This is a genomic window from Candidatus Tisiphia endosymbiont of Parasteatoda lunata (assembly GCF_964030955.1).
Lineage (GTDB): Bacteria > Pseudomonadota > Alphaproteobacteria > Rickettsiales > Rickettsiaceae > Tisiphia.
On record NZ_OZ035003.1, the window covers coordinates 183,504 to 207,295 of the forward strand.

At 33.6% G+C, this 23,792-nt stretch carries 28 protein-coding genes and 1 pseudogene; 9 read left to right on the plus strand and 20 right to left on the minus strand.

The genetic code is table 11. The features are described from left to right. Window positions 1-23 precede the first annotated feature (23 nt). Window positions 24-926 carry a transposase gene (locus tag AAHN00_RS01055; protein WP_342271849.1) on the minus strand — a complete coding sequence of 301 codons (903 nt, stop codon included), beginning with the start codon at window positions 924-926 and terminating at the stop codon, window positions 24-26. 181 nt (window positions 927-1,107) lie between these two features. Here AAHN00_RS01055 and AAHN00_RS01060 point away from each other — a divergent pair, with 181 nt between their 5' ends. Further along, window positions 1,108-1,263, plus strand: coding sequence for a hypothetical protein (locus tag AAHN00_RS01060; RefSeq protein ID WP_342271850.1), 156 nt, complete (start codon window positions 1,108-1,110; stop codon window positions 1,261-1,263). On the opposite strand, the gene AAHN00_RS01065 is transcribed toward AAHN00_RS01060, so the two are convergent. Further along, window positions 1,232-2,494, minus strand: coding sequence for an IS256 family transposase (locus AAHN00_RS01065; RefSeq protein ID WP_342270914.1), 1,263 nt, complete (start codon window positions 2,492-2,494; stop codon window positions 1,232-1,234). The genes AAHN00_RS01060 and AAHN00_RS01065 overlap by 32 nt on opposite strands. Window positions 2,495-2,593: 99 nt before the next feature. Between AAHN00_RS01065 and AAHN00_RS01070 the strand changes: the two genes are divergently transcribed. Further along, window positions 2,594-2,779, plus strand: a complete 186-nt coding sequence (locus AAHN00_RS01070; protein WP_342271851.1) for a hypothetical protein — start codon at window positions 2,594-2,596, stop codon at window positions 2,777-2,779. Between the two features lie 89 nt (window positions 2,780-2,868). On the opposite strand, the gene AAHN00_RS01075 is transcribed toward AAHN00_RS01070, so the two are convergent. The 3 genes from AAHN00_RS01075 to AAHN00_RS01085 all read right to left on the minus strand — a co-directional run bounded on the left by AAHN00_RS01075 (window position 2,869) and on the right by AAHN00_RS01085 (window position 4,985). Further along, complete coding sequence (locus AAHN00_RS01075; protein ID WP_342271852.1) at window positions 2,869-3,540, minus strand: hypothetical protein; 672 nt, start codon at window positions 3,538-3,540, stop codon at window positions 2,869-2,871. Between the two features lie 46 nt (window positions 3,541-3,586). Beyond that, on the minus strand, window positions 3,587-4,477 hold the full coding sequence (locus AAHN00_RS01080; protein ID WP_342270981.1) for an IS982 family transposase: 891 nt from the start codon (window positions 4,475-4,477) through the stop codon (window positions 3,587-3,589). A gap of 187 nt (window positions 4,478-4,664) precedes the next feature. Beyond that, window positions 4,665-4,985 carry a hypothetical protein gene (locus AAHN00_RS01085; RefSeq protein WP_342271853.1) on the minus strand — a complete coding sequence of 107 codons (321 nt, stop codon included), beginning with the start codon at window positions 4,983-4,985 and terminating at the stop codon, window positions 4,665-4,667. Window positions 4,986-5,124: 139 nt separating this feature from the next. On the opposite strand from AAHN00_RS01085, the gene AAHN00_RS01090 reads away from it, so the two are divergent. From AAHN00_RS01090 to AAHN00_RS01095, 3 genes and pseudogenes are all read left to right on the plus strand, one after another. Then, a complete protein-coding gene (locus AAHN00_RS01090) occupies window positions 5,125-6,309 on the plus strand; it encodes an IS3 family transposase (RefSeq protein WP_342270888.1) in 1,185 nt (394 codons plus the stop codon). A 405-nt stretch (window positions 6,310-6,714) separates the two neighbouring features. After that, window positions 6,715-6,765 (plus strand): annotated as a pseudogene (locus tag AAHN00_RS14920) (hypothetical protein); the annotation flags it as partial. A gap of 3 nt (window positions 6,766-6,768) precedes the next feature. Further along, on the plus strand, window positions 6,769-7,014 hold the full coding sequence (locus AAHN00_RS01095) for a hypothetical protein (RefSeq protein ID WP_410521401.1): 246 nt from the start codon (window positions 6,769-6,771) through the stop codon (window positions 7,012-7,014). Between the two features lie 21 nt (window positions 7,015-7,035). On the opposite strand, the gene AAHN00_RS01100 is transcribed toward AAHN00_RS01095, so the two are convergent. The 6 genes from AAHN00_RS01100 to rimP form a co-directional block, all read right to left on the minus strand. Beyond that, on the minus strand, window positions 7,036-7,503 hold the full coding sequence (locus tag AAHN00_RS01100; RefSeq protein ID WP_342271854.1) for a GNAT family N-acetyltransferase: 468 nt from the start codon (window positions 7,501-7,503) through the stop codon (window positions 7,036-7,038). A gap of 7 nt (window positions 7,504-7,510) precedes the next feature. Beyond that, a complete protein-coding gene (rbfA, locus tag AAHN00_RS01105) occupies window positions 7,511-7,906 on the minus strand; it encodes a 30S ribosome-binding factor RbfA (RefSeq protein ID WP_341755660.1) in 396 nt (131 codons plus the stop codon). Further along, window positions 7,907-10,396: a translation initiation factor IF-2 gene (infB, locus tag AAHN00_RS01110; RefSeq protein WP_342271855.1), complete on the minus strand. Its 2,490-nt coding sequence runs from the start codon at window positions 10,394-10,396 to the stop codon at window positions 7,907-7,909. Between the two features lie 143 nt (window positions 10,397-10,539). Next, window positions 10,540-10,698 (minus strand): hypothetical protein, encoded by a 159-nt coding sequence (locus AAHN00_RS01115; RefSeq protein WP_342271856.1) that lies wholly within the window; start codon window positions 10,696-10,698, stop codon window positions 10,540-10,542. Window positions 10,699-11,256: 558 nt separating this feature from the next. After that, entirely contained in the window at window positions 11,257-12,753 is a 1,497-nt protein-coding gene (gene nusA, locus AAHN00_RS01125) for a transcription termination factor NusA (protein WP_341747730.1), read from the minus strand. 649 nt (window positions 12,754-13,402) lie between these two features. Then, window positions 13,403-13,891, minus strand: coding sequence for a ribosome maturation factor RimP (gene rimP / locus AAHN00_RS01135; protein WP_342272713.1), 489 nt, complete (start codon window positions 13,889-13,891; stop codon window positions 13,403-13,405). Between the two features lie 310 nt (window positions 13,892-14,201). On the opposite strand from rimP, the gene AAHN00_RS01140 reads away from it, so the two are divergent. The 4 genes from AAHN00_RS01140 (at window position 14,202) to AAHN00_RS01155 (ending at window position 17,296) form a co-directional block, all read left to right on the plus strand. After that, complete coding sequence (locus AAHN00_RS01140) at window positions 14,202-15,518, plus strand: porin (RefSeq protein ID WP_342271858.1); 1,317 nt, start codon at window positions 14,202-14,204, stop codon at window positions 15,516-15,518. A gap of 195 nt (window positions 15,519-15,713) precedes the next feature. Further along, window positions 15,714-15,893 carry a hypothetical protein gene (locus AAHN00_RS01145; RefSeq protein WP_342271859.1) on the plus strand — a complete coding sequence of 60 codons (180 nt, stop codon included), beginning with the start codon at window positions 15,714-15,716 and terminating at the stop codon, window positions 15,891-15,893. A 36-nt stretch (window positions 15,894-15,929) separates the two neighbouring features. Beyond that, entirely contained in the window at window positions 15,930-16,412 is a 483-nt protein-coding gene (locus AAHN00_RS01150) for a transposase (protein ID WP_342271860.1), read from the plus strand. After that, window positions 16,379-17,296 (plus strand): transposase, encoded by a 918-nt coding sequence (locus AAHN00_RS01155; RefSeq protein ID WP_342271532.1) that lies wholly within the window; start codon window positions 16,379-16,381, stop codon window positions 17,294-17,296. The genes AAHN00_RS01150 and AAHN00_RS01155 overlap by 34 nt, the downstream gene beginning before the upstream one ends. Window positions 17,297-17,546: 250 nt before the next feature. On the opposite strand, the gene AAHN00_RS01160 is transcribed toward AAHN00_RS01155, so the two are convergent. The 9 genes from AAHN00_RS01160 to AAHN00_RS01200 form a co-directional block, all read right to left on the minus strand. Continuing rightward, on the minus strand, window positions 17,547-17,690 hold the full coding sequence (locus AAHN00_RS01160) for a hypothetical protein (protein ID WP_342271861.1): 144 nt from the start codon (window positions 17,688-17,690) through the stop codon (window positions 17,547-17,549). A gap of 174 nt (window positions 17,691-17,864) precedes the next feature. Further along, window positions 17,865-18,596, minus strand: coding sequence for an N-acetylmuramoyl-L-alanine amidase (locus AAHN00_RS01165; protein WP_342271862.1), 732 nt, complete (start codon window positions 18,594-18,596; stop codon window positions 17,865-17,867). A gap of 10 nt (window positions 18,597-18,606) precedes the next feature. Then, entirely contained in the window at window positions 18,607-19,500 is an 894-nt protein-coding gene (thyX, locus tag AAHN00_RS01170; RefSeq protein WP_342271863.1) for an FAD-dependent thymidylate synthase, read from the minus strand. Window positions 19,501-19,511: 11 nt separating this feature from the next. Then, window positions 19,512-20,510, minus strand: a complete 999-nt coding sequence (locus AAHN00_RS01175; RefSeq protein WP_342271864.1) for an FKBP-type peptidyl-prolyl cis-trans isomerase — start codon at window positions 20,508-20,510, stop codon at window positions 19,512-19,514. A 195-nt stretch (window positions 20,511-20,705) separates the two neighbouring features. Continuing rightward, window positions 20,706-21,266, minus strand: a complete 561-nt coding sequence (locus AAHN00_RS01180) for an IS630 family transposase (protein ID WP_342270961.1) — start codon at window positions 21,264-21,266, stop codon at window positions 20,706-20,708. Continuing rightward, a complete protein-coding gene (locus AAHN00_RS01185; RefSeq protein WP_342271865.1) occupies window positions 21,260-21,709 on the minus strand; it encodes a helix-turn-helix domain-containing protein in 450 nt (149 codons plus the stop codon). Before AAHN00_RS01185 ends, AAHN00_RS01180 begins: the two co-directional genes overlap by 7 nt. Before the next feature lie 254 nt (window positions 21,710-21,963). Continuing rightward, window positions 21,964-22,947 (minus strand): Holliday junction branch migration DNA helicase RuvB, encoded by a 984-nt coding sequence (gene ruvB, locus AAHN00_RS01190; RefSeq protein WP_342271866.1) that lies wholly within the window; start codon window positions 22,945-22,947, stop codon window positions 21,964-21,966. Beyond that, complete coding sequence (ruvA, locus tag AAHN00_RS01195) at window positions 22,940-23,542, minus strand: Holliday junction branch migration protein RuvA (protein ID WP_342271867.1); 603 nt, start codon at window positions 23,540-23,542, stop codon at window positions 22,940-22,942. The genes ruvB and ruvA overlap by 8 nt, the downstream gene beginning before the upstream one ends. 3 nt (window positions 23,543-23,545) lie before the next feature. After that, entirely contained in the window at window positions 23,546-23,788 is a 243-nt protein-coding gene (locus AAHN00_RS01200; RefSeq protein WP_342271868.1) for a Holliday junction ATP-dependent DNA helicase RuvA, read from the minus strand. Window positions 23,789-23,792 lie beyond the last annotated feature (4 nt).

Below are 23,792 nucleotides of genomic sequence, written 5' to 3' on the forward strand. Positions count from 1 at the left end.
GTTACTTTTTTTACAGTAATCTCTTACTGCTTTCTTTGCAACTTACACAAACTATAGGACAGACTCAGCCAAGCAAATACGGCAAGGCAAATATGATTTCTCTGAGCTCGACCCGTGCGTGCCTGACAGCGTTCAATACCACAAGTTTGTTTTAATTCTCGATGATAAACTTCTATAGACCACCGTGCCTTAACAATTTTCTCTATTTGTTCACGTGTTGGATTTTCTAAGTTAGTTGTTATGTAATCAATGCGACCATTTTTTGCCACAAACTTAAATACCGTAACCCAACCGTATCCACGTAGGTGAATTTTTAGTCCCTCATCAGGAATCTCTAAACTTTCTAAGCTAACATTATGATTAACTTTTCTATTTTTTCTTAGGTTACTAACCCATGTCCAACCTAAATTACGTATATGTTTCAAATTCTCCAAACCGCTATACCACGCATCCATTACTACTGCATCAGGATTGATCCCTCTTTCCTTAGCTAAAGTAAGCATATCACAAAAATGCTCATTCTTTGTTTTTCCATCAGTTTCTTTATCATATATTCTATAATCTACAGGGGTAGATTGATCAGTTTTAGCATTGTAATGCAGTAAGTTGACCATCCCTATACCAGGTATAACATCATGTACAGCTCCAGAATATTGATAATGTACAAGCTCAATTTTCTTACTGTATTGCTTTGACAATAACGTGTCATCTCCCACTAATAAACAAGAAGCTTCCCTATCAATATATTTTGACACTTCTCTGTAGATCCCGCTAGGGCGGAAATCCTTACTATTTAACCATCGACTTGCACTATCATGAGATAGGTTTATTGGACTTACTTCAGATAATGCTTTACCACTATATCTTACGCTACTTGCTTGTAAAAATGATTTATATAAGTCTTTGCTACATTTTGATCTTGCCATGCTTAACTAAAACTCTTTCTTGCTAGATTAACATATTTTTTGCTAAGTGCGAAACTCCTGCAGAAATTTTTCAGTTAACCACTCTGCACTGCAAGTGCAGAGCTTAATATTACGGCATGAATGCCTCATGTATGTACTAACTTAAAAGTTAGAAACTATTTGTGTATGGCTCATTTAGAAAGTGTCACAACACAAAAAGAATATATCTGTGAAGTGTAAGATTTTGTTAAAAAATATCTGTATGATTCATTCTTATCTTTTCTTGATAAGATATTTAAAGAGTCAATCATTTAATTTGTGTAAGTTCATTTTTTATTTTCCAATAAATCATATTTAAAATCTCCACAAAGTATTTCAAATTGATTTAAAGCTAAAGACCAATCTTTAATAGGCATGGTCCATTTTTTGGCTGCATTTTGTAGGGATAAAAATATTATTTTTTGAATTGACTTATCATCTGGAAACACCCCCTTATTTTTGATAATTTTTCTAATTTGACGATTTACAGATTCTATAGTGTTAGTAGTATAAATTACCTTTCTGATCTCTTCAGGAAAGGCAAAAAACGGTATTATCCCAGACCAATTACGTTGCCAAATATCAGAAATTACCGGATATTTTTTATCCCATTTTACACCAAATTGCTGAAGTTTTAAACGTGCCATTTCGTCATTATTAGCTGTATAAATTTGTTTTAGATCTGATGTGACCTCTTTTAAATCTTTATATGACACATACTTTACTGAATTGCGAACCATATGTACAATACATAATTGTACTATAGTACTCGGGAATACACTGCTTATAGCTTCTGGAAAGCCCTTTAAACCATCCACACAAGCAACATAAATTTGTTCAATTCCTCGATTCTTTAACTCAGTAACTACTTGCATCCAAAATTTAGCACCTTCATTTTTGCCTATCCAAATGCCAAGTAACTCCTTTTTCCCTTCTATATTTACAGCAAGTGCTAAATATACTGCTTTATTTATTACTATGTGATTGTCTCTAGATTTTACATAGATACAGTCCAAGTATAATATTGGATACACCCTATCTAAACAACGATTTTGCCACCTAGTTACTTCTTCTATCACCCCATCTGTTATGGTGGATATCAAGTCACCAGATACATCAGTTTGATATATTTCTTCTAAATGCCCTCGGATCTCGCTGACTGTCATACCGCGACCATAAAGGGATATCACTTTCTCATCAAATCCATTAAATCTCCTCAGCCCTTTTGGTATTAATTGAGGATTATACTCTCCTTCCCGATCTCTTGGTACTTCTACTGTCAGCTTACGACCATCCCCATCAATTACTGTCTTCTCATAGCTACCATTACGACGATTATTATCTACTTTTGGCATCTTGCTATGTTTTGAATATCCTAATTCATGATCCAACTCACTTGCTAATATTTTCTCAACTATTTGCTTCTTTAGCTGTTGAAATAAACCATCTCGACCAAATAACTCCGATGGATCTGCTTTTGATAATAATTCTTCTACTAGCTGATTACTGATGTCTAATGTATCTTTATCTGTATCTAATTTTTTAGCCATAATTCCTCCTTGCTTGCTTAAGTTACTTTTTTTACAGTAATCTCTTACTGCTTTCTTTGCAACTTACACAAACTATAGGACAGACTCTATTTAAAATTTATGTTGAAACGACGCACTGCAAGTGCGGGGTTTTTCTCCCAAAGTGGGACAATAAAATTGAAAACAATTTTTAATTTTAGTGCAAATATTAGAATTTTTTTTGTAAAAATTTTATTCAATCATAGATTATGGGGGGCTTTAAATATTTTTGGCGGACGTACTAGCAATAATTTTGCAAGCTTATAAATGCGTTCTATTATAAAAATAATTTATTTGCTTTTTAGTGCTATTCTATCACCGAATTATATTCGGCACTTTGTAAATTGCAACATTTTTTAGCATATTTTGCCAAAGTGGCACTTCATCGCACGTTCCCTAACACTCCGCCATATAGTACCAATTCGCCTTTTCCCATCATAAAGTTTCCAATGGCTACCTCCATGCCCTCCACTTCCACTACCCCGTCCAAAATCTGGTTCTAAATATTGACCACTTTTTGGATCTCTTAGTTTTGTTTTTTCAAATCTTTCTGTAAAACGATGCAATCCAATATCATCACCTTTTTCGTAATTAGATTTTTTATATTTTATCTCATCTTTATTTTCAACATTTTTTTCATCATCATCAGGCTCGAGGTCACCCGGGTCAGGTATGAAGGAAGCAGCAGACACCTTCTGCTGTTGTTTGCTTGTAGATGGTTTATTACTATTATCATCATGTTTTCTTTTTTCAAACTCGCTTGATAGATTATACTCATTTATTGACGGTGCACTAAGTGCAATAAGTGTAGTTAAAAGCATTCCACCATCCATATGCTCAACTAGCCATTTAATCGCCTCTTCTTTAGGATTAGCCAGCATCCTACTAAACGTAGGGGCGACAACTGGCTCACCCTTACCAATTTCAGTGCTACCAAGAAGCCCTATACCTTGACGGGCAACAGAACTTGCCTCTGCCTCTTGTATACCAAACAATTCCTTAATGCCAAAGCTAATTTTATCTTTCAAACTATCAGCTTTAGTCTCATTTTGTTTTTGGGATGCTACTTTAACCTCAGTTTGATGTAAGAGGAAGGTTGAGATTGTTTAATTTTCCAAAAGCTACAGAAATTTTATTAGGCTTAAAAACATAGGCAAGCAGTCCAGCTAATACGTTAGTTTGAAAATTCATAACAGATCTGTGCCTTGTATGGTCTATATGACAAAGGTTTTTTAGTTGATCGTTAATGGTTTCAATAATATACCTTTTATTTAAAAACCGCTTTTTAATAGGATCTATTATTTTTTCTTTCATATTACTTTTAATTTTTGTTATTAGTTCTAAACCTTGATTAGCAAGGGATTGAGTGAGTTTTTTACTGATATACCCACGATCACCAAAAAGCCAGCCTTGTAATTTATCTACTAAATTTTCCACCACTGCTCTATCATCAACATTTCCTGGAGTTAAAGAAAAACTCATAATCTCTCCGCAACTGTTAATGACAATATGTAGCTTACAACCAAAGAACCACCCAGTGGAAGTCTTACCTCTTTTTGCTATGTCTTTGAATACTTTATGTCTATTAATTCTTAAATTATGGCAAGCAGGAAGTTTAGTAGAGTCGATATAATATTGACCAGTTTGTTTTCCTGATAGGCTTTTTAGCAGTAACACCATGGGCATGAAGCTCATTGGCATTAACTGAATAAAACGACTATAGCTCACAAGTTTTGGAAATTCCTTTCTATAACTTTGACATAGGCAGCATAAATAAAAATCTTTAAAGGTACGGTAGTGACTCAAGTGAAACATTACTATAATAGTAATAATCTCTGAGAGTCCTATACTGCAAACTACTTTACGCTTACGGTTAGGATTTGGTAATATATATTTATTTTGCTCCGTATCAAAATGCTTGCAAAAATCATCAATTAAGCAGAAAATCTCCGTAAGAGGGATCATAATATATTCTCCAATTTTGTTGTTATTATTCGAGAACTTTATAATCCCTCCCTTCTTACTTTTCAAATATTCTTTCTCCTAACACACTAGTTTAAAAGAAGGTTTTATTTTTACCATAGCTCACCACCAACAGTTTGTTTATGTTATTACATAATGCTTAGCATTTTGTTTGGTGCTTACGTCAAACTCAGGTTACTTTAGCTGCTTCTATCAATTGCTGCTTAAATTTCTCGTAACCTATTTCCTCTACTTTTTTAGCAATTTCCTGATTATCTCGAATAAATTCCTTTAATTTACTGTCTAGCTTATCTTCCTGAATGCGATGCTCATCCTTGGTTTGACTAGCTCCTGAAACGCCTTTATGATCTACTTCACTCGGCAGTAATGTGCTAGTAGTAGATGTAGGAATAGAGAAATTACTACCTTCTAGCTTTCTTGTTATTTCCTTTGTTGCCCAATCAGAACCACCAGCAGTAGTGCTAGAGCTAGGTACTTGTTGGAAGGGCAAGATAGCTTTTAATAATGCAGCAGTGTCCGGAGATAATTTTGGTTCTTTAGATATAATGGACTGAAAAAATTAGACAAAGAAGCAGGTATTTTTGTTTCTCAATAAGTATAGAATAATAAATAAAATTAAAGAGAAACAAATGGGTAAAAAACAAATTAAAAATTTTAGTGCAGAAGCAAAAACTAAAATAGTATTAGAGATGTTAAAAGAAGAATCAACAATAGGTCAGTTATCGGTCAAATATGAAGTAACGGCTAAAACTATGCAAAACTGGAAACGACAATTTTTAGATAATGCGTCATTGGCATTTGAGCCAGCAAAAGCTGTTAGTGAGTACAAAGGGCAGATTAGTGAACTTAAGAATCAAAACGATGAACTTGCAAAAGCATTAGGTAAGGCTACAGTCGAGAGGGACTGGGCGGTGGGAAAGCTAAACAGCTTGGACTTATCAAATAAGAAAAGTCTTGTCGACCCCAAGCTGAGTACGTTAGCAAAGACAAGGCAATGTGAACTATTAAAGATAAGCAGATCTGGAGTATATTATAAAGCTAAAGTAATGAGCTTATATAATCTTGATATTTTAAATAGAATAGATGAAATATATACGGATAACCCTGAGTATGGTTATCGTTATATATACAAACAATTATTGGAAGACGGCTTTAATGTGGGCAGAGATAGGGTGCTTAAATATATGGGAATAATGGGTATAGAAGCTATTCATCCTCATAAAAAGCAATCTACTTTTGTGAAGGATGGTCAACATAAAATTTATAGCTATTTGCTTGAGCCGTACTGGCACAAATCAGGAACGAATAGAACTATTCATGTACCTTATGTTAATCAAGTGTGGAGTGGTGACATTACTTATATTAGAACTAACGGAGGATTTATGTATCTTGTGGCGATTATAGATTGGCATAGTAAGGCAATACTAAGTTATAAAGTATCTAATTCTATGGATGCATCACTTGTAACCGATGTATTAAAAGATGCACTGAATAAATACCCTGCACCACAAATATTCAATAGTGATCAGGGTAGTCAATATACTGGACATGAGCATACGGGAATTCTAAAAGAGAATAATATACAAATCTCAATGAACGGTAAGGGTAGAAGCATTGATAATATTGTGATTGAAAGATTTTTTAGAACTTTAAAATATAATTGTATATTTATAAATGATTTTAAAAATATCGCAGAACTTAAAGATGGTATTGATAAATACATGGATAAATATAACAATCAAAGATTCCATTCAAGTATTGGTTATAAAAAACCGATGAACGTGTATCTTGATTACTTACAAAATGCAGCTTAAAAATTATGTAAAATGGGAAACAAAATTAGTGAAAAATTTGTCTTGAAAAATCAGTCCAGTTTCAGATTCAGGTTTTGCAAGGAATAACATCGAATAATCAAATGGCTTATCATCGACAGTTGTTGTTGCTTTTGGCTTATCTTCCTTGGTTTGACCAGCTCCTGAGACGGGTTGACCATCTACTTTGCTTGATTTTATACTATTTTCATCTCCTGAAATAAATTTAGGATGATGGGTAGTTTTATCTTCAGGGTAATTGCTATGTTGGTCAGCATGATTTCTACCGTCGACTTTCTCAACGCTACAGCGAGTTTCGAAAGAGGCCTATTTTAATAATACCAAAGATCAGAAGCAGGAAGGGCTTTAGAACATTACGTATTTACTGAGTTACAAGCATATATAAAGCTGAATGATTTAGATCATCGTATAAATTATTGGCGTACTAAAACAGGTGTAGAGGTGGATTTTATAATTAGCACTATTACTGGTAAGTCATTACCAATTGAAGTAAAAATATCTTCGAATACCCATAAGACTGAACTAAAAAGTATAAAATCTTTTATGGAAGAGCATCAAGTGGAACAAGGATATGTAGTTTGCTTAGAAGATAATTCAAGGAAAATATGCCTAGATAATCGAGAAATAAATATATTACCAATAGAAGAATTTTTTAAAAAATTATGGAATCATGAGATTTTTAAGTGAATATTTAAAATAATAACGCTATTATTCATTAGAACTATATAATTTCATTCCTTCATGTGTTGCTTCAAAACCAAGTCTTTCATAGAACTGTTTGGCTCTTGGACGTTTTTTATTAGTTGTAAGTTGAACAATGGAGACACCTTTTGATTTGCCATATTTCATTGCAATACTCATCATCCATTCACTGAAATGTTTTCCTCTATACTTTTCTGAGATACGAACAGCTTCAATTTGCATCCTAGTTGAACCTATGAAAGTTAGCGATGGCATGATAGTCAGGTGGCAAGTGCCAACTATTTCTTTATTCATTTCAACTATCATCAAATATTGATGTGGATCACTATCTATCTTGTAGAACGCATCAATATAAGCTTGATCCAATTCTGCTGAAAACTGTTTTGTTTGTCCAAGTTCATCTTCTAAAAGAAGGTTAACAATTGTTCTTAAGTCAGCAATTGTGGCTTTGCGATGAGTAAGGTTTTGATTCATTGTAATCCTAGTTCACTCGATTAGTTTCAACTTGCTTCAATAATTCCTCAACTTTGTAAGCATTATCAAATCCGTGATCATAATGAAAACGAATTTCCGGTGAGTATTTTAAATTAATTTTAGCAGTTATAAAGTTTCTTATAGCATATTTTGAATTATTTAAAGACTCAGTAAGTTGTATCTCATTAAAAGTAGTATTAAATGGTAAAAAGTAACAATCTGCTATTTTTAAATCAGAGGTAACTAAGACTTTAGTAATAGTTACTGGACAATTAATCAGACGTTCATCTAACATCTTACCACGCCTTAGTACTTCCACTAATGCTTCATTTATTAATATTGCCACTTTTTTTTGCCTTTGTGACCTATTTTGTGACTTGTCTTTATCAGAAAGTTTTTGCATTTACAATAACTGTTTTTTTTCTTCAATAATTTCAAAGACTTCTACTATATCACCTTCTTTTATATCATCATAATTTTCAAAAGCGATACCACATTCAAAATTCTCATGAACTTCTTTGACATCATCTTTAAAACGTTTTAGAGTCTTAAGTTTTCCTTCGTGAATAACAATATTATCTCGTAACAAGCGAACTCCAACACCTCTTTTAATAGTACCCTTGGTAACATAACTACCTGCAACTTTACCAACTTTTGAGACAGTGAAGAGCTGTCTAATCTCTGCTGTACCAATATATTGTTCACGAATAATTGGCGAAAGCATACCACTCATTATTGATTTAATATCATCTAACAAATTATAGATAATGGAATAATATCTAATATCCACTTTTTCTCTTTCTGCCATAGCCAAAGCATTATTATTAGTTCTAACGTTAAAACCAACAATAATAGAGTTGGATGCTTTAGCTAAAGTAACATCTGATTCCAATATTCCACCTACTGCATGATGTAAAATCTTTAAACGAACTTCATCATTTGGCAACTTTAATAGACTAGTGATAATTGCTTCAATTGAACCTTGCACATCGCCTTTAACAATTATCGGTAATTCTTTTACCATACCACTATTACCGGAGGCTTTTAGGAATAATGCTTCTAGACTTGATCTTTGGGTAACAGAAATTTTCTTTTCTTTTGCAAGGCGTTCACGATACTCTACAATATCTCTAGCCTGCTTTTCATTCTGTACTACATTAAACTGATCTCCTGCTCGCGGAACTTCATTTAAACCATAAATCTCTACTGGTAAAGTTGGTTCTGCCTCGGTAATATCTAATCCTTTATCATTATTCATCCTCTTAATTCTACCATATTTCGTTCCAGCAACTACTATATCTCCATTTCTTAGAATACCGCGTTGTACCAATATAGTAGCAACCGCTCCTTTACCTTTATCAACTCTTGCCTCTATGACTACCCCAGCAGTGAGTCCGCTAAAGTTAGCCTTAAGATCCTGCATTTCTGCAACCAATAATATAGCCTCTTCTAACTTATCTAAATTAGTTTTCTTTAAAGCTGAAATTGGTACAACTATAGTATCACCTCCCAACTCTTCACTAACTAAATCATAAATTAATAGGTCATTTTTAATTCGGTCAAGATTAATATCCGGTTTATCTATCTTATTTATTGCAACGATTATAGGAACATTTGCCGCTTTAGCGTGATTAATTGCTTCAATCGTTTGCGGCTTTATTCCATCATCTGCAGCAACTATTATAACCACTATATCTGTTACCTTTGCCCCTCTAGTTCTCATATCTGAAAACGCTTCATGTCCTGGAGTATCAATGAAAGTAATAGCCCTACCATCAGCCAAGGTTACTCGATAAGCACCAATATGCTGGGTGATCCCACCTGTTTCCTGACTTGCCAAATCAGTTGACTTTAAAGCATCAAGTAACGAAGTTTTACCGTGGTCGACATGTCCCATAATCGTTACAATAGGAGCCCTATGCTTTAAATCTTCTTCTTTATCAGCTTCACTAATCAATATATTTTCAACATCGGACTCTTGAACCCTTTTTACTGTATGCCCTAAGGTCGTAGCAACAAGCTCTGCTGTATCTGCATCAATTGTTTGGACGGTCGTAGCCATGATACCGAGCTTCATCAATTCTTTTATAACATCTGTGGCTCGCTCAGACATTTTATTGGCTAGATATCCTACAGAAATAGCTTCCGGAATAATAACTTCCCTATATACTTTATCTGGTGTTTGTTGGTCGGCTTTACGTTTTTCTTTTTCTCTAGCTCTTTTTATTGATGCAAGGCTTCTAGTTCTACCAGTATTATCGCTTCCATCTGCATCAAGCATATTGAAGATATCTGCCTTTTTTAATTTTTTAGGTTCTTCAATTTTAACCTTTGGCACTACTGCTTTATTATCACCAGCCTTGTCTATTGAAGAAATATCTTCAAGTGCAACACCAAAATGGCTCTGAGAACCAATCAGTGTTGATCTAACAAAAGACTTGGAGGGGTTGCTATCCTGTGAAGATGTAGGTGCTAATGTAGTAGGTGGTATTTCAGAATCATTTTCGATATCTTGTAACTCATCCTGAACATTTTCTTCAATATCGTCTTTTTTCACAGGTTGATTGATAGTTGCAAGTTTACTCAGAGTGCTAATCTTACTATCAGTACTCTGAGATTTTGCATCTTCTGCTGCTTTTTTTAAAATAGTTAAGCGTCTGTTAAATTCTTCTCCAGCAGTAGATTCGCCGCCTTGAGAAGTAGAACCACTAGACCAAAGTTTGTTAAAAGACAAAGTATTAGCTGGAGTGCTACTCTTCCTAACTTCTACAATTGTTTTTGCAGAACTAACAAAACCTCTAGTAACATTGGTGGGTTGGGCTGGCTTACTAAGCGATAGTTTAGGACCACCAAGTGTTAGTTTTTTTGGTTTAGGTTCTTGGTTATTCGTCATAAATATTAAACCTTTAAATAGCAATTATATTTGTGATAAAGTTTTTTAAATAATTTTGCTATGTGATTAATGATTAACAGATATACTCTTCTGCTTTAAAGAATTGGCTTCTGCAAATATTTGTGGGGAATAGTAAGGTACACTCACCCCTTGTTTATTGTCCGACTTTGGGAGAAAAACCCCGCACTTGCAGTGCGTCGTTTCAACATAAATTTTAAATATCTTATCAAGAAAAGATAAGATAAGATATTTTTTAACAAAATCTTACACTTCACAGATATATTCTTTTTGTGTTGTGACACTTTCTAAATGAGCCATACACAAATAGTTTCTAACTTTTAAGTTAGTACATACATGAGGCATTCATGCCGTAATATTAAGCTCTGCACTTGCAGTGCAGAGTGGTTAACTGTCTCCATTCTTCAAATCATTTGAGTATATCGAATAATTTACAAATTTCTAATTTACCGTTAGACCTTTTGTAGAATTCACCCCTGCTAGGGAATTTGTAGGAGACACGAAACCTCGACCCACAACGTACTCTAAAGTACGTGAGGAGCAGAGTACCGGTATCACACACAAATTACCAGTAGAAGTAGAATTATGCAAGAGGTCTATTAGATTTTCTTTTGCACTTGACTTGCATCTCATGCTTACACTATAATACCATTTTTTTTAAGGGAATTGTTAATTTTTTCTTTACCCAAAATTAAATTACCAAAATGCTAAATTTTTTAAAATTTTCTTGCTTTGACTGACAACTAATTAAACATTTTAGAACTCCGTCTACGCACATGGGTGTCAACTTAAGTAGTTTAGGTAGCATCCCCTGTCAGGATTGATACTGAGGTTGCTTAAATTTATTCATCTTCACGAGTACGAGCTGTACGAATCAGTAATTCTATATCATCATCTACCATGTTAGAATTAGGAGCTAATGATTTAAATTCATTAACTGTCAACTCTCCCAAATCTTCTATAGTCTTTACACCATACTCAGCTAATTTTAATATGAATTCTGGTTGTAAATCCAATACATCAATTAATTCTTGTTCAACACCTAAAGCTTCGAGTTTAATAATAATTTTTTCATTTTTAGCATTTACATAATTTATTGCTCGTTCTCTTATCTCAGTTGCTAATTCTTCTTCAAAGCCTTCAATATTCATTAAAGTTTCAATTTTACTGGAAGCTAACTGTTCTAGAGAGGTAAAACTTTGTGCAGATAACAGTTGTGCTATCACTTCTTCAACATCTAAGGTCTCCATAAATAACTCAGTAGCAGAGCAAAACTCATCATTTCTCCGTTTGGATTCTTGATCTTCCGTCATTACATTAATATTCCAGCCAGTAAGTTTAGAGGCTAAACGAACATTTTGACCTCTTCTACCAATTGCAAGACTCAAATTATCTTGAGACACAACTACATCAACTATATTCTTATCTTCATCAATAACAATTTTTGCAATTTCTGCAGGAGCAAGTGCATTCATAATAAATTGGGCAATATTCTTGCTCCATAATATTACATCTATTTTTTCGCCATTAAGCTCATTAGTAATAGCCTTAATCCTATTGCCTCTAATTCCTACACATGAACCTATAGGATCAACACTAGAGTCAGAAGCAAAGACTGCAACTTTTGCCTTTGATCCAGGATCACGAGCTATAGCTCGCAATTCAATTATATTATCATAAATCTCTGGAATCTCTAATTCAAATAATTTTATTAGCATTTGGTCGTCAGTTCTAGATAGAAAAATTTGTGGTCCTTTAGACGATAATCTTACGTCTTGTACATAAGCTTTAATACGATCATTAACCTTAAAGCTTTCTCCTCTAATGAGCTGCTCCTTTTTAATCATTGCTTCAGCACGACCACCAAGGTCAACTATGATATTATTAAACTCTACTCTCTTAACAGTGCCGTTTAAAATCTCACCTTTCTTATCTTTAAAATCTTCATATTGTTTTTCTCTTTCCACTTCACCAACGCGTTGTATTATTATTTGCTTAGCTGCCTGAGCTGCAACACGTCCAAGATCAATAGGCGGTAAGAATTCATAAATCTCATCACCAATTTTAGCATCGACTTTCTTTTCAACAGCATCCTTTAAAGAAATTTGAGTAAAATAATTCTCCACATCATCCACTACATCAAGGATTCTAAAAAGATTAATATTACCATTTTTCCTATCAATCTCAGCTTTTATATTATGTTCATTTCCATATTTTCTGCGTCCTGCAATCTGTACAGCCTGTTCCATTGCCGAAAGTAGTGCTTCCTTAGGAAGATTCTTTTCTCTAGCTACAGAATCTATGATCTGCAGAATTTCTATGTTACCAATATTAATCATAAATTCACTGCCTTTTAATATTAAACTTCTTGCATCTACTTGCTACTGATAATTTGTGCGTCGGTATACTCCTTCTGCTCCTACGAATTATTTTTTGAAAATATCATGGATTCGCATGCTCATGTACTATATGTACACCTAGCATCATAGTACCCTACATTTTCTATATAACCACTATTAAAATGGCTGCTGTTCGTCTATAGCGAGGAGCCGCGAAAAAGCAGCGGCACGGCAATCTAGGATACACGAAGCGTTACTCTAAAAAAACAGCTTTGCTGTTTACCTAGATCACCACAGCATCTAAAGATGCCTTGCTATGACGATTATAGAAAAAATGTATGGTACTCTATGACCTAGCATGCTCACCATTCATTAGACCTCTTTCGAAACTCTACTTCTGCTAGTGATTTGTACGTCGATGCGGTACTCGAATCCTCACGTACATTTAAGTACGCTGCGGTTCTGCGTTCCGCCTCTCCTTCAAATCCCTCAGCATAAGCGAGTTTCGAAAGAGGTCTATTTTCAAATCTAATTCGTAGGATCATTTGAGTATACTAGACTCGAATCTGTAACGGAATTTGAGCACGCTGTGGGTCGAGGTTTTGATCCTCCTACAAATTCCCTAGCAGAAGCAAATTATCCAAGAAGTCTATTTTTTATTCATTAAATTCCTAAACATTTCATCTGTTAATACCAAAGAGGCTTTTTTTATCATATTAAATGAAAACACTATGTCTTCACCATGGTTATTCAGATGAATTTTATTATCTTCAACTTTAACTATCTTTCCCTGATATCGAGTTTGACCATTTAATAATTCTTTTAATTTTATGGTAGCCTCTCTACCAAGGAATCTAGTATAATCTTCAAATTTTATTAATGGGCGTTCAATACCTGCTGAAGAAACTTCTAAAAAATATTTATCACTAATTATATCTTCAACATCTAAAAGGGCTGAGATAATTCTACTGCTATTCCGACAATCTATTATAGTAACCTTTTTACCATCCAACCTATCTATTAGTATTTCAAGTACTTTATGGGTTGAACCCTTTAAAGTTACTTTTACTAAGTCGAAACCAATATCTTTCAGGTTATCTTGCACCGTATCAATAATTTGTTGCTCTATAGTTTGCATTACAACATAAATATTTAAAGATTTTAATAAAAAAGGTGGGGTTAACCCCACCTTTGTTTTTTCAACTTTATTTACAAAAATTTCAACCCGCAAAGCTAGAATACAATATTTTTATGATATTAGCAACAATTAAAAAAATGTTATATTTAGTTGTAATTTTACCATTAAAATAATAAAATTTGTCTGACTAATCATAGTTATTTACGAAAATTTGTTACATTATGGTTTATCTTCTGCTATAAATACTTAAATAGAAATGTATTATGTTCAATGAACTCGACTACATAATAATGAAAGTTATGGTATTACTATGAAAAAATTAATAATGTTGCTTTGTGTCTCTTGTTTGTCTAGCACAGCCTTTAGCAGGTCTACTCCTTCAGCTGAAGCTGCTTCAGATACTGAAATAAAATTAGAAGGATTTTTTGGTTTCCAAGCTGGTTATAGTACTCAAGGCAAATTGTCGTCAGAACAAAGTAAATATATTACTGATAATAAGAAAAAGCTTGGATTTTATAGTGAAGCAGCTTTCTCTGCCACTGCTAAGCAAGAATTTAATGATGTAATAGCTGGAGTTAAAATGGTTTTACTACCAACAACTAAACCAAAGGGTTCTGCAAGTGTCAATGGCTCTTTCATATTCTTAGAGACAGATTATGGTAAAGTAGAGCTAGGCTCTCCTTATGATGCTGCAAATAAGATGGGTGTTAGTGGTGCTAAAGTTGCAGCAGCTAGTTGTGGTTTTGGTTGGAGTAAGTATGTCTCACTAGACGATAGCGGTATGCAATATAAAGGTATGAAGCCACAATTTGAGGTAGTCCCACCCTCTGTCATAGACTCATTTACCAATGGCTTCGATGACATAAATAAAGGAACAGAGCCAGCTAGAAAAGTATCTTATTATACACCAGAGATGCAAGGCTTTCAGTTTGGTATTTCTTATATTCCTGATTCAGCAAATACTGGTGGTCATCGTAATATAAAAAATTTAGATAGTAAAACAGGTCGTAGTACATTAAAGACAGGTATAACTGAAGTAGAACTACCTGGTATAGATGGTGGTAAAGGTGATACAGTAATTTATAATTACAATGTCAAAGATGCGATTTCTGCAGGGATATCCTATAAGTATGAGATTTTAGATGATATGGCAGTAGAAGTTGGTGTTACAGGAGAACATGCTAAGCCAGCTCGCAAACTTATAGTATTAGATCCTAATGGAAAGATACTATCTAGCAACAAGCTATCAGATCTAAATGCTTACAATTTAGGTGCAGTCTTAACTTATGGTAATATTTCTTGTGCTGCTTCTTATGGTAGTTTAGGTAAAAGTTTAACTTCAAAAACTTACCATAAAGTTGGTCGTGATACGAAATATTATAATGGTACAATTGCTTATGGGCAAGGTCCTATAAAAACAAGTCTTTCTTATTTTAAATCACTAAAGTATAAAAATACGGTGGATACAGTAAGCTTAGGTACTGAATATAAGATAACACCAGGCTTGTTGCCTTATGCTGAAATCTCTTATTTCCAAGCTAAGGGTAAGCCAGTTTACCTTATTGAAGCTCCTAAGAAAAAAACTAAAGGTACAGTTGCCCTTATTGGTGCAAAGCTTAAATTTTAACCTTTAATAAGCCTTCGTTGTCATTCAGCTAAAAGCTGGAATGACAACGTTTTTGGTTATGTAAGTATCATTACTTAGTCTCCCCGTCAAAAGTCTAGAAGGATAATATATAATATGCTTAGCAGATAAAAATATATAGAGAATCCATAAGAAAAAGCTATAATATTGGCAAAAAACTTAAGGATTATCTGATTAATGCCGATAGAAAATATAACAAAGTTGCAAAGACAAGGACAACTTTTTGGTTACAAACTGACCGCAGAATTAAACCACAATAATAAATTATATAAATTAAGATCATTAGTTAACCACTCTGCACTGCAAGTGCAGAGCTTAATATTACGGCATGAATGCCTCATGTATGTACTAACTTAAAAGTTAGAAACTATTTGTGTATGGCTCATTTAGAAAGTGTCACAACACAAAAAGAATATATCTGTGAAGTGTAAGATTTTGTTAAAAAATATCTGTATGATTCATTCTTATCTTTTCTTGATAAGATATTTAAAATTTATGTTGAAACGACGCACTGCAAGTGCGGGGTTTTTCTCCCAAAGTGGGACAATAAATTGGTCTAGTTTAGAGGAATGGTTGTCAGCAAATGTTGATATTAAGAAATTTGGTAGGAATCGCAGATGTCACCGCCTGTTACTTGGGGTGACTATGCTGCAAGCGATGTATAACCTGTCAGATGCAGCGACTGAGGAAGAGTTAAGAGAGAACGTATATTGGCAGTATTTTTGTGGTTGGGAATATTTGCAGAAAGATGCTGAAATATCAGAAGCTAGTATCCGTCGGTTTCGTACTATATTAGGAGAAGATGGCTACAATGAGATATTAAAGGAGCTGATAAGAATCGGATGCAAAGCAGGTGTAGTAAAAAAAAAGACTTAGCATCGATAATAGTTGATACTACTGTACAAATTAAGAATATTAAGTATCCCCATGATGTGTACTTGATGGATAAGGCAAGAATAGAGCTAGTAAAGCTATGTCATGCCTTAGGCATCAAGTTAAATGAAACATATGCCAAGCAATATAAAAGAGATATATTAAAATTATGGAAATATAAGGATAATAGTAAAGCCAAGAAGCGTAAGAAAATAATGAGGCATTTAAAAGTATTACTGGGTCGTTTAGTTAGGATATGTCAGCGAGAAATAGCTAAAGCAAAGTTAAGTTTATCGGCAAGACAACAAGAAATACTGAATAAGATAAAAAAGATACAAGTACAATCTATATTGAGTAAAGCAGAAAAAGAACAATATAAAGAAGAGAATAAAATATTATATAGTTTTCATGCACCGGAGGTAGAGTGCATTGGTAAAGGGAAATTAAACAAGCCATACGAGTTTGGTAATAAGGTTTCGATAGCAGTAAGTGGTCGGGGTAACTTTGTATTAGGGACAAAATCTTTTCATGGCAATCCATATGATGGGCATACATTATCGGAGACTGTAGAGATTGTAAAAGAATTAACAGGAGTTGAAGTAGCAAGAACCTTTGTTGACTCAGGGTACAAGGGGAATAATTTTAAGGAGAAGGGCAAAGTGTATAGCCCATATTGCAAGAAGAAACTATCGTCAGATGATAAGGCAATGCTCAAGAGACGGAGTGCCATAGAACCGATAATAGGGCATCTTAAAAGTTATGGTAGAGTTGGCAGAAACTACCTGAAAGGGGTAATAGGAGATGTCATTAATCCGTTAATTTCCGCTGTAGGATTGAACTTACGGTGTATTGCGAATCATTTACTCAAAACAAATTTTTCTACATAGAAATTAGTCAGTAAAAAAATAATCAAATAATTACAAAATCGTTAATAAATCATCATGAAAAAATTCTCTAAAAATCATCTTTTTGTACCAAAAATTTAAATCAAAAAAATTAAACTCTCAAATTTTATACAAGAATTTTTGGCTAAGGTATTAAATTTTGAATTTTTCTTAATTTTTAGCACTTTTGACGGGGAGACTACTTAGTCCGTCCGCCAAAAATATTTAAAGCCCCCCATAATCTATGATTGAGTTAACCACTCTGCACTGCAAGTGCAGAGTGGTTAACTAATTCTCTTAATTTATATAGCTTATTATTTGAGTTTAATTCTTCTTTTAATTTATAACCAAAAAGTTTTCCTTGTTTTTGTGATTTGATAATATTTTCTATTGGCATATTGACTGAAATCCATAAGGTTTATTAGCATATTTTAACATTTTCTTATAGATTTCTTTATTATTTTCTGCCATTAAACCCTATTATCTATAAGACTTATAGAGTTTTGCCGGACAGACTACTTACGTTGGTTTTTTGCTCCACACGGGCAAAGGTTTCGCAGGGACAGCTTTTTTACATAAGATATTTTTGTAATAATGCTTCTAAAATTGCCACGGTCTCGACATCTAATTTTCCAGAAAAATTCTTTGGGCGGAAATGCATTTGGAACGATACTACAACATCCGTTGTTTGTTGATCAATTATTCCTGTTGGCTGCAACACATAACCATATCTGCTAAATTGTTCTTGGATTAACTTTATATTAGACAGGTCTACCTTGGGTATTAGAGCATTAACAGTATCTTGATCATACCAAGCTCCGATATTGTTATCATATAATTGTTTCCATGGAAATAATGGACCTGGGTCTTGTTTCCTTCCCGGGGAAGCATCAGAATGACCGATCACACAAGTGGAGTCAATATCATAGCGAGCTATAATATTCTGACAAAGTTCCATTACTGCTATAATTTGGTCTTCGGGATAAGGATACCAATGAATCTTTCCTTGAGCATCTGTAGTACCACCAAGATTTACTATTTCAATACCTATAGAAGTATCATTGAGATTCTGACGCCCCTGCCAACCACTAACACCAACATCCCAAGCTCGTCTAGACTCTTCCACTAATTGGAATATATGATTCGGATTAGAGTCAGAAACTAGATAGTGTACACTAACTTTTGGACCTAGTAGGTCTCTTAGGGATACTTCTAAGTTTTCGTTAGTGTAATGCAGCACCAAAAATCTAACTCTCTCATTAAAAGATGGCGCTCGGTAGGTTGTTCTATCAATTGTAATCATTTTATAATACCTATTTTATAAGTTGCATTAATTCATCCCATTCTCTTTTATTTATGCCACTAGATTCTTGAGTAATTTCTTCATTATTGAGTAGTTTTTTTATAACAGCCAGTCCTTTTTTAGAAATATTACTACCTTCTATCCTATATTCCTTAAAAGCATCATAAGTAAAAGGTACCCAAGCTTTTACTATTTCTAGCATCTTCTCTGCATATACTCTGATTTCATACTGGGCATGAGAATCCCCACGTAACAGTAGAAAATGTAATAGATTATGCAAATTAATCTTCCAATACCATTCTGTATAATAGTTTAAGGTTAAATTCATTCTCGCAAGTTCCCTAGTAATACCTATGGTATTTTCATCGATAATATTGCCATGTTCATCCTGGTTCATCATTTCAGTATAATGCTGATAACATAGTTTAGCATCTTTTTCTAGTAGCACTAAGACTTTATCTGCAATTTCTTTTGGGATTTCTTCATCACTTCTTCCTTGTTTATTTATTGTGGATTGAGCAGCAAGATTCTGTTTTTCTGGTAAATAAAATTCATTTCCTAATATAGAATATCTAGCTGAATATTCATTAACACTAGCAGTTCTGTGACGTATCCATTGTCTTGCAACGAAAATAGGCAGTTTAATATGAAATTTGATATCACACATTTCAAATGGTGTTGTATGGTGGTAACGCATTAGGTAATTGATTAAACCTTTATCTTGGCTTAGTTGTTTTGTACCTTTACCATATGATACTCGTGCTGCTTGGACGATGCTACTATCATCACCCATATAATCAATAATTCTGATAAAACCATGATCTAGTATTTTTATAGGTTCAAATAATAATTCTTCTAGAGCTGGTACTGTAGCTCTTTTTGTCTTGTAATTATTGTCGTGCATTCTTTTCTCTATTATTCTGTTTGAAAATTTGTTAATTCCAGCATCAAATATTCATCCATAGGAATCTTATCTTGATTAAGCATTTTGTTGATATTAGAACCAAGTGCCTTAAATGACTTACCTTTGGCAATTACTGTTCTAGTGCCAACTGGCACTTTACCATGTAGAGCATATGAAACAATTAATGGATAATTAATATCACCAATTTTTATATCTAATTTCTTACCTTTCTGTACTGAATCATAAATTACCTGACCATTCGATAATTTAGTAATCTTTACGTCAACCCCTACTTTATCTCCGCATAATAATGGTATTCTATAAGCTATTTCATCATCAAATATCTTTACTTCATTACTATCAACAAAATTATTAGGTAATATTGAATTTAAGACAATATTAACTCTATAAGGTGTATCATGCTCTCTATCTTCTTCTTTATATTGCTGGTTAAAATATGCATATTTTGCAGGAAGCACCGCTTGTCTTGTTTGTCCAACCATCATACCTACTACTACAGCATCAAGACCTAGCATGATCGCTCTAGAACCAAGTGTAAAGGTTTTGGTATTTTCGCTAAGTAAATTATTGTTAATATCCAATAATTGATAACGTAATGTGACTACGTGACCACAAGTAGCTGGTCCAACAGTTCCATTACCAAAGCTATTAATCTTAAACATTGGTTGTATTAAGTCTTTATTAACCTCTATAGTATATTTACCATCAGTAATAGGTTTGTTTGTTGGTTGTAGTAAATGCTCAAAAAATAGTCGACCTTCTTCTGTCTTAAGAGCATTTATCAAAACCTTTGAAACAGTTTTTTCAAGAAAATTACCAGTTAATGGTATATTTGCTTGTTCAGGAGCAGCGGTAGTATTTTTATTATTTTCAGCATCATTAGTTGTCTGAACTTTAGGGTCTTTGTCCTCGGGAGGAGAGAGCATCTTCATTTGGACAATAGAGTAAATAATTGCTGCAGCAATTATAAGACTTAAAGCTTTTTGCATATAATATTTCTTTCTTAAGTATTTCTTAGTTTGTTTTTAAAATATATAGCTAACTCCGATTAGCATTACTCCGACTATTATCGAGGAGTACATAAATCCTAGTGTCATTGCGAAGAGGCGTGAGCCGACGAAGCAATCCATTTCTATCACTTTTTTGGATTGCTTCTTCGTTGCCACTAATACCAATTGCAATAATTAACACGGTGTATTTATCCAGTCTCTATACATAATTGATTTTACTAAATCTACATTATGAGCAAGTTGATTCCAAGCGTAACAAGCCATAGTGACGATATCTTCATATACACCATAACATTGGTTAGACAAGTAATGATTCTTGATCCATTCCCAAACTTGTTCCATTGCATTAAGTTCCGGTGCATAGGGCGGAAGCGGTATCAAAGTGATATTGCTTGGCACAGTTAGTTTTTTGGCTGTGTGCCAACCTGCATTATCCGTTAGTAAAGCTATATGTCGGTTGCCTTGAATACTGCGAGAAAGGTCTTCTAAGAATTTATTCATTGCCTGTGTGTTTGCATATGGTAAAATTAATGCAAAAGCTTCTCCTGTATCATGGCAAGCAGCTCCATAAATATATGTTGAAATGAATTGCTGTTGCCGAACTTTACGGGGTCTAGTGCCACGCTTAGCCCATATACGAGTTAAGCTACCTTGTTGCCCAACTCGAGTTTCATCCTGAGACCATATATCAACTTTACATCTATCGATATTTTTTGGTAATAATTCTGTTAACATATCTGGAAAGTTTTTTTATATGTATTTTGAGTCTCTTGATTTGACTTTGGATGCATTGAACGAGAAGTAATCCAGCTAAAACCAAGGCGGTGCATAGTATTGTAGACTGTTTTTAACGCACATTTAGCACCATATTCCTCAAGTAACATGATATGTAGTTCCTTTCCAGTTATATACCCACCAGTTTTACTTTCACTGAGCGTATTGATTTTATCAAAAAGAGTAGACTCTTGTATAGTGTTAATCTTCCTAGGGGCACCGCTTCTTTGTGATTCAAATAATCCTTCAAAACCATGATTCCTAAATCTTCTGAGCCATGATTGCACAGTTTTCCAGTGTGACTTCACTATTGCAGATATGGCTTTAAAAGATTTGCCTAATTGAAGGTGATACATCGCCAATAAACGTATACGATTTCGACCATGCGGCTCATGTTTCATCATTTTTATAAAATCATGACCTTCAAAACCTTGCGGTAATATTAACCTAGCTATTTGATTACCTTTTATCAGTTAAAAAACCATTTTATAACACTGCGTTAATTATTGCAATTGGTATAAAGTAGCTCCTCGCTAATAGCCGGAGTAATGTTACTCGGGTTAGCTATATATTCTCTAATTTTTAATGTTTTTTTCTAGGAAGCTGTTGGAGATAACTAATTAATTATTTTCATAAACTACCTCTTTGTAACTGTAAATTACGATATTCCAAGATGATCAAAGGCATTTTTAGTAATAACTCTACCTCTTGGAGTACGTTGTAATAACCCTATTTGTATTAAATATGGTTCTATAGTCTCTTCAACAGCATCACGTTGTTCTGATAGAGCTGCTGCAATTGTCTCTATACCAACCGGACCACCAGCATAATTATCAGCTATAAATTTTAAGTATCTATAATCATTACTATCTAAACCTATTTTGTCAACTTCTAATCGATTTAGGGAGATATTGGCAATATTTTTATCAATTTCTAGCTTATCATCGACAGAAGCAAAATCTCTCACTCGTCTAACTAGCCTAAGGGCAATTCTTGGAGTTCCTCTACTACGCCCCGCTATCTCTTCTAATGCCTCATCGGTTAAATTAATTGCTAACAATTTACTAGCTCTACTCAAAACAAGTTTTAATTCAGCCACGTTATAAAAATGCAAACGCAATGGTATACCAAATCTATCTCTCAAAGGATTGCTGAGTAAACCGAGCCTAGTAGTTGCTCCAACTAAAGTGAAATTGGGTAGATTGATTTTTACTGACCTTGCTGAAGGCCCTTCACCAATAACTATGTCTAAAGCAAAATCTTCCATTCCTTGGTACAATACTTCTTCAATATTTGTACTAAGACGGTGAATTTCATCAATAAATAACACATCATTATCTTGCAAATTAGTAAGTATAGCAGCTAGGTCAGCTGCTTTTGATATAGCAGGTCCTGAGGTGGATTTAAAATTTACTCCCATTTCCTTAGAAATAATTTGTGCAAGAGTGGTTTTACCAAGTCCAGGAGGACCGTAAAATAATGTATGATCTAAATGTTCAGACCTATTTTTAGCTGCTTGGATAAAAATGGATAAATTCTCCTTAATTTGTTGTTGTCCGACAAATTCTCTTAAATAGCTAGGTCGTAGAGAAAATTCTTGATCGCTCGGAAGTATATCAGCTGACAAAATATTTTTAGACATTGGATCTACGTGCTTTTAATGCAAGTTTAATTAGTTCATTAATAGAGAGATTAGAATTTTCTGCAATAATTCCCTGTACTAAATTTTGTGCTTCAGTTTTACCAATACCAAGCGAGGTTAACACTAATGTGGCATCAGATGATATCTTAGCTAAGTCAGTATCATTGTTATCCATGGTAAGGTTGTTAGTAAAATTAGTTAAGACTTTATCCTTTAACTCTATGATAATTCGTTCAGCTACTTTTAGCCCAACACCGGAAACGGCTTTAAAAGCTTCTTTGTCTCGTTTGGCTATCGCTGATTGGATTTGCTCGGGTGATAAATTTGATAAAATAGCTAAAGCCATTCTTGTACCAATACCGTTTACCGATTGTAATAAATTAAAAAAAGCCTTCTCTTCGAGAGATAAAAATCCGTAAAGATTAATATGATCTTCTCTTACATGTGTTTCAATAAATAATTGACAAAACTCATTAACCACTAACTTATTTAAAGTTTTACTAGAACAATACACTAAATATCCAACACCACTAACATCAATAATGACATAATCATTAAAACATGCATCTATTTTACCTTTTAATTTACCAATCATAATTTATTTAGTATCAGATTTTACTTTTGGTTTACGATTTTTTGTACATATATGTGCTATTATTGGTAATATAGTTACTATCGAAGCTAAAATATAATGCAGTAAAGTTGGAGTTTCAGTGCAATGGCATTGACCATCATCAGAAAATGTTGATATAAGTATAATTTTCGCAGCAATCCAAGTAATCACTATATATATAAGCAAGTATACTACATATTTAAGCTTTGCCCAAATACTCTTAATCATAATT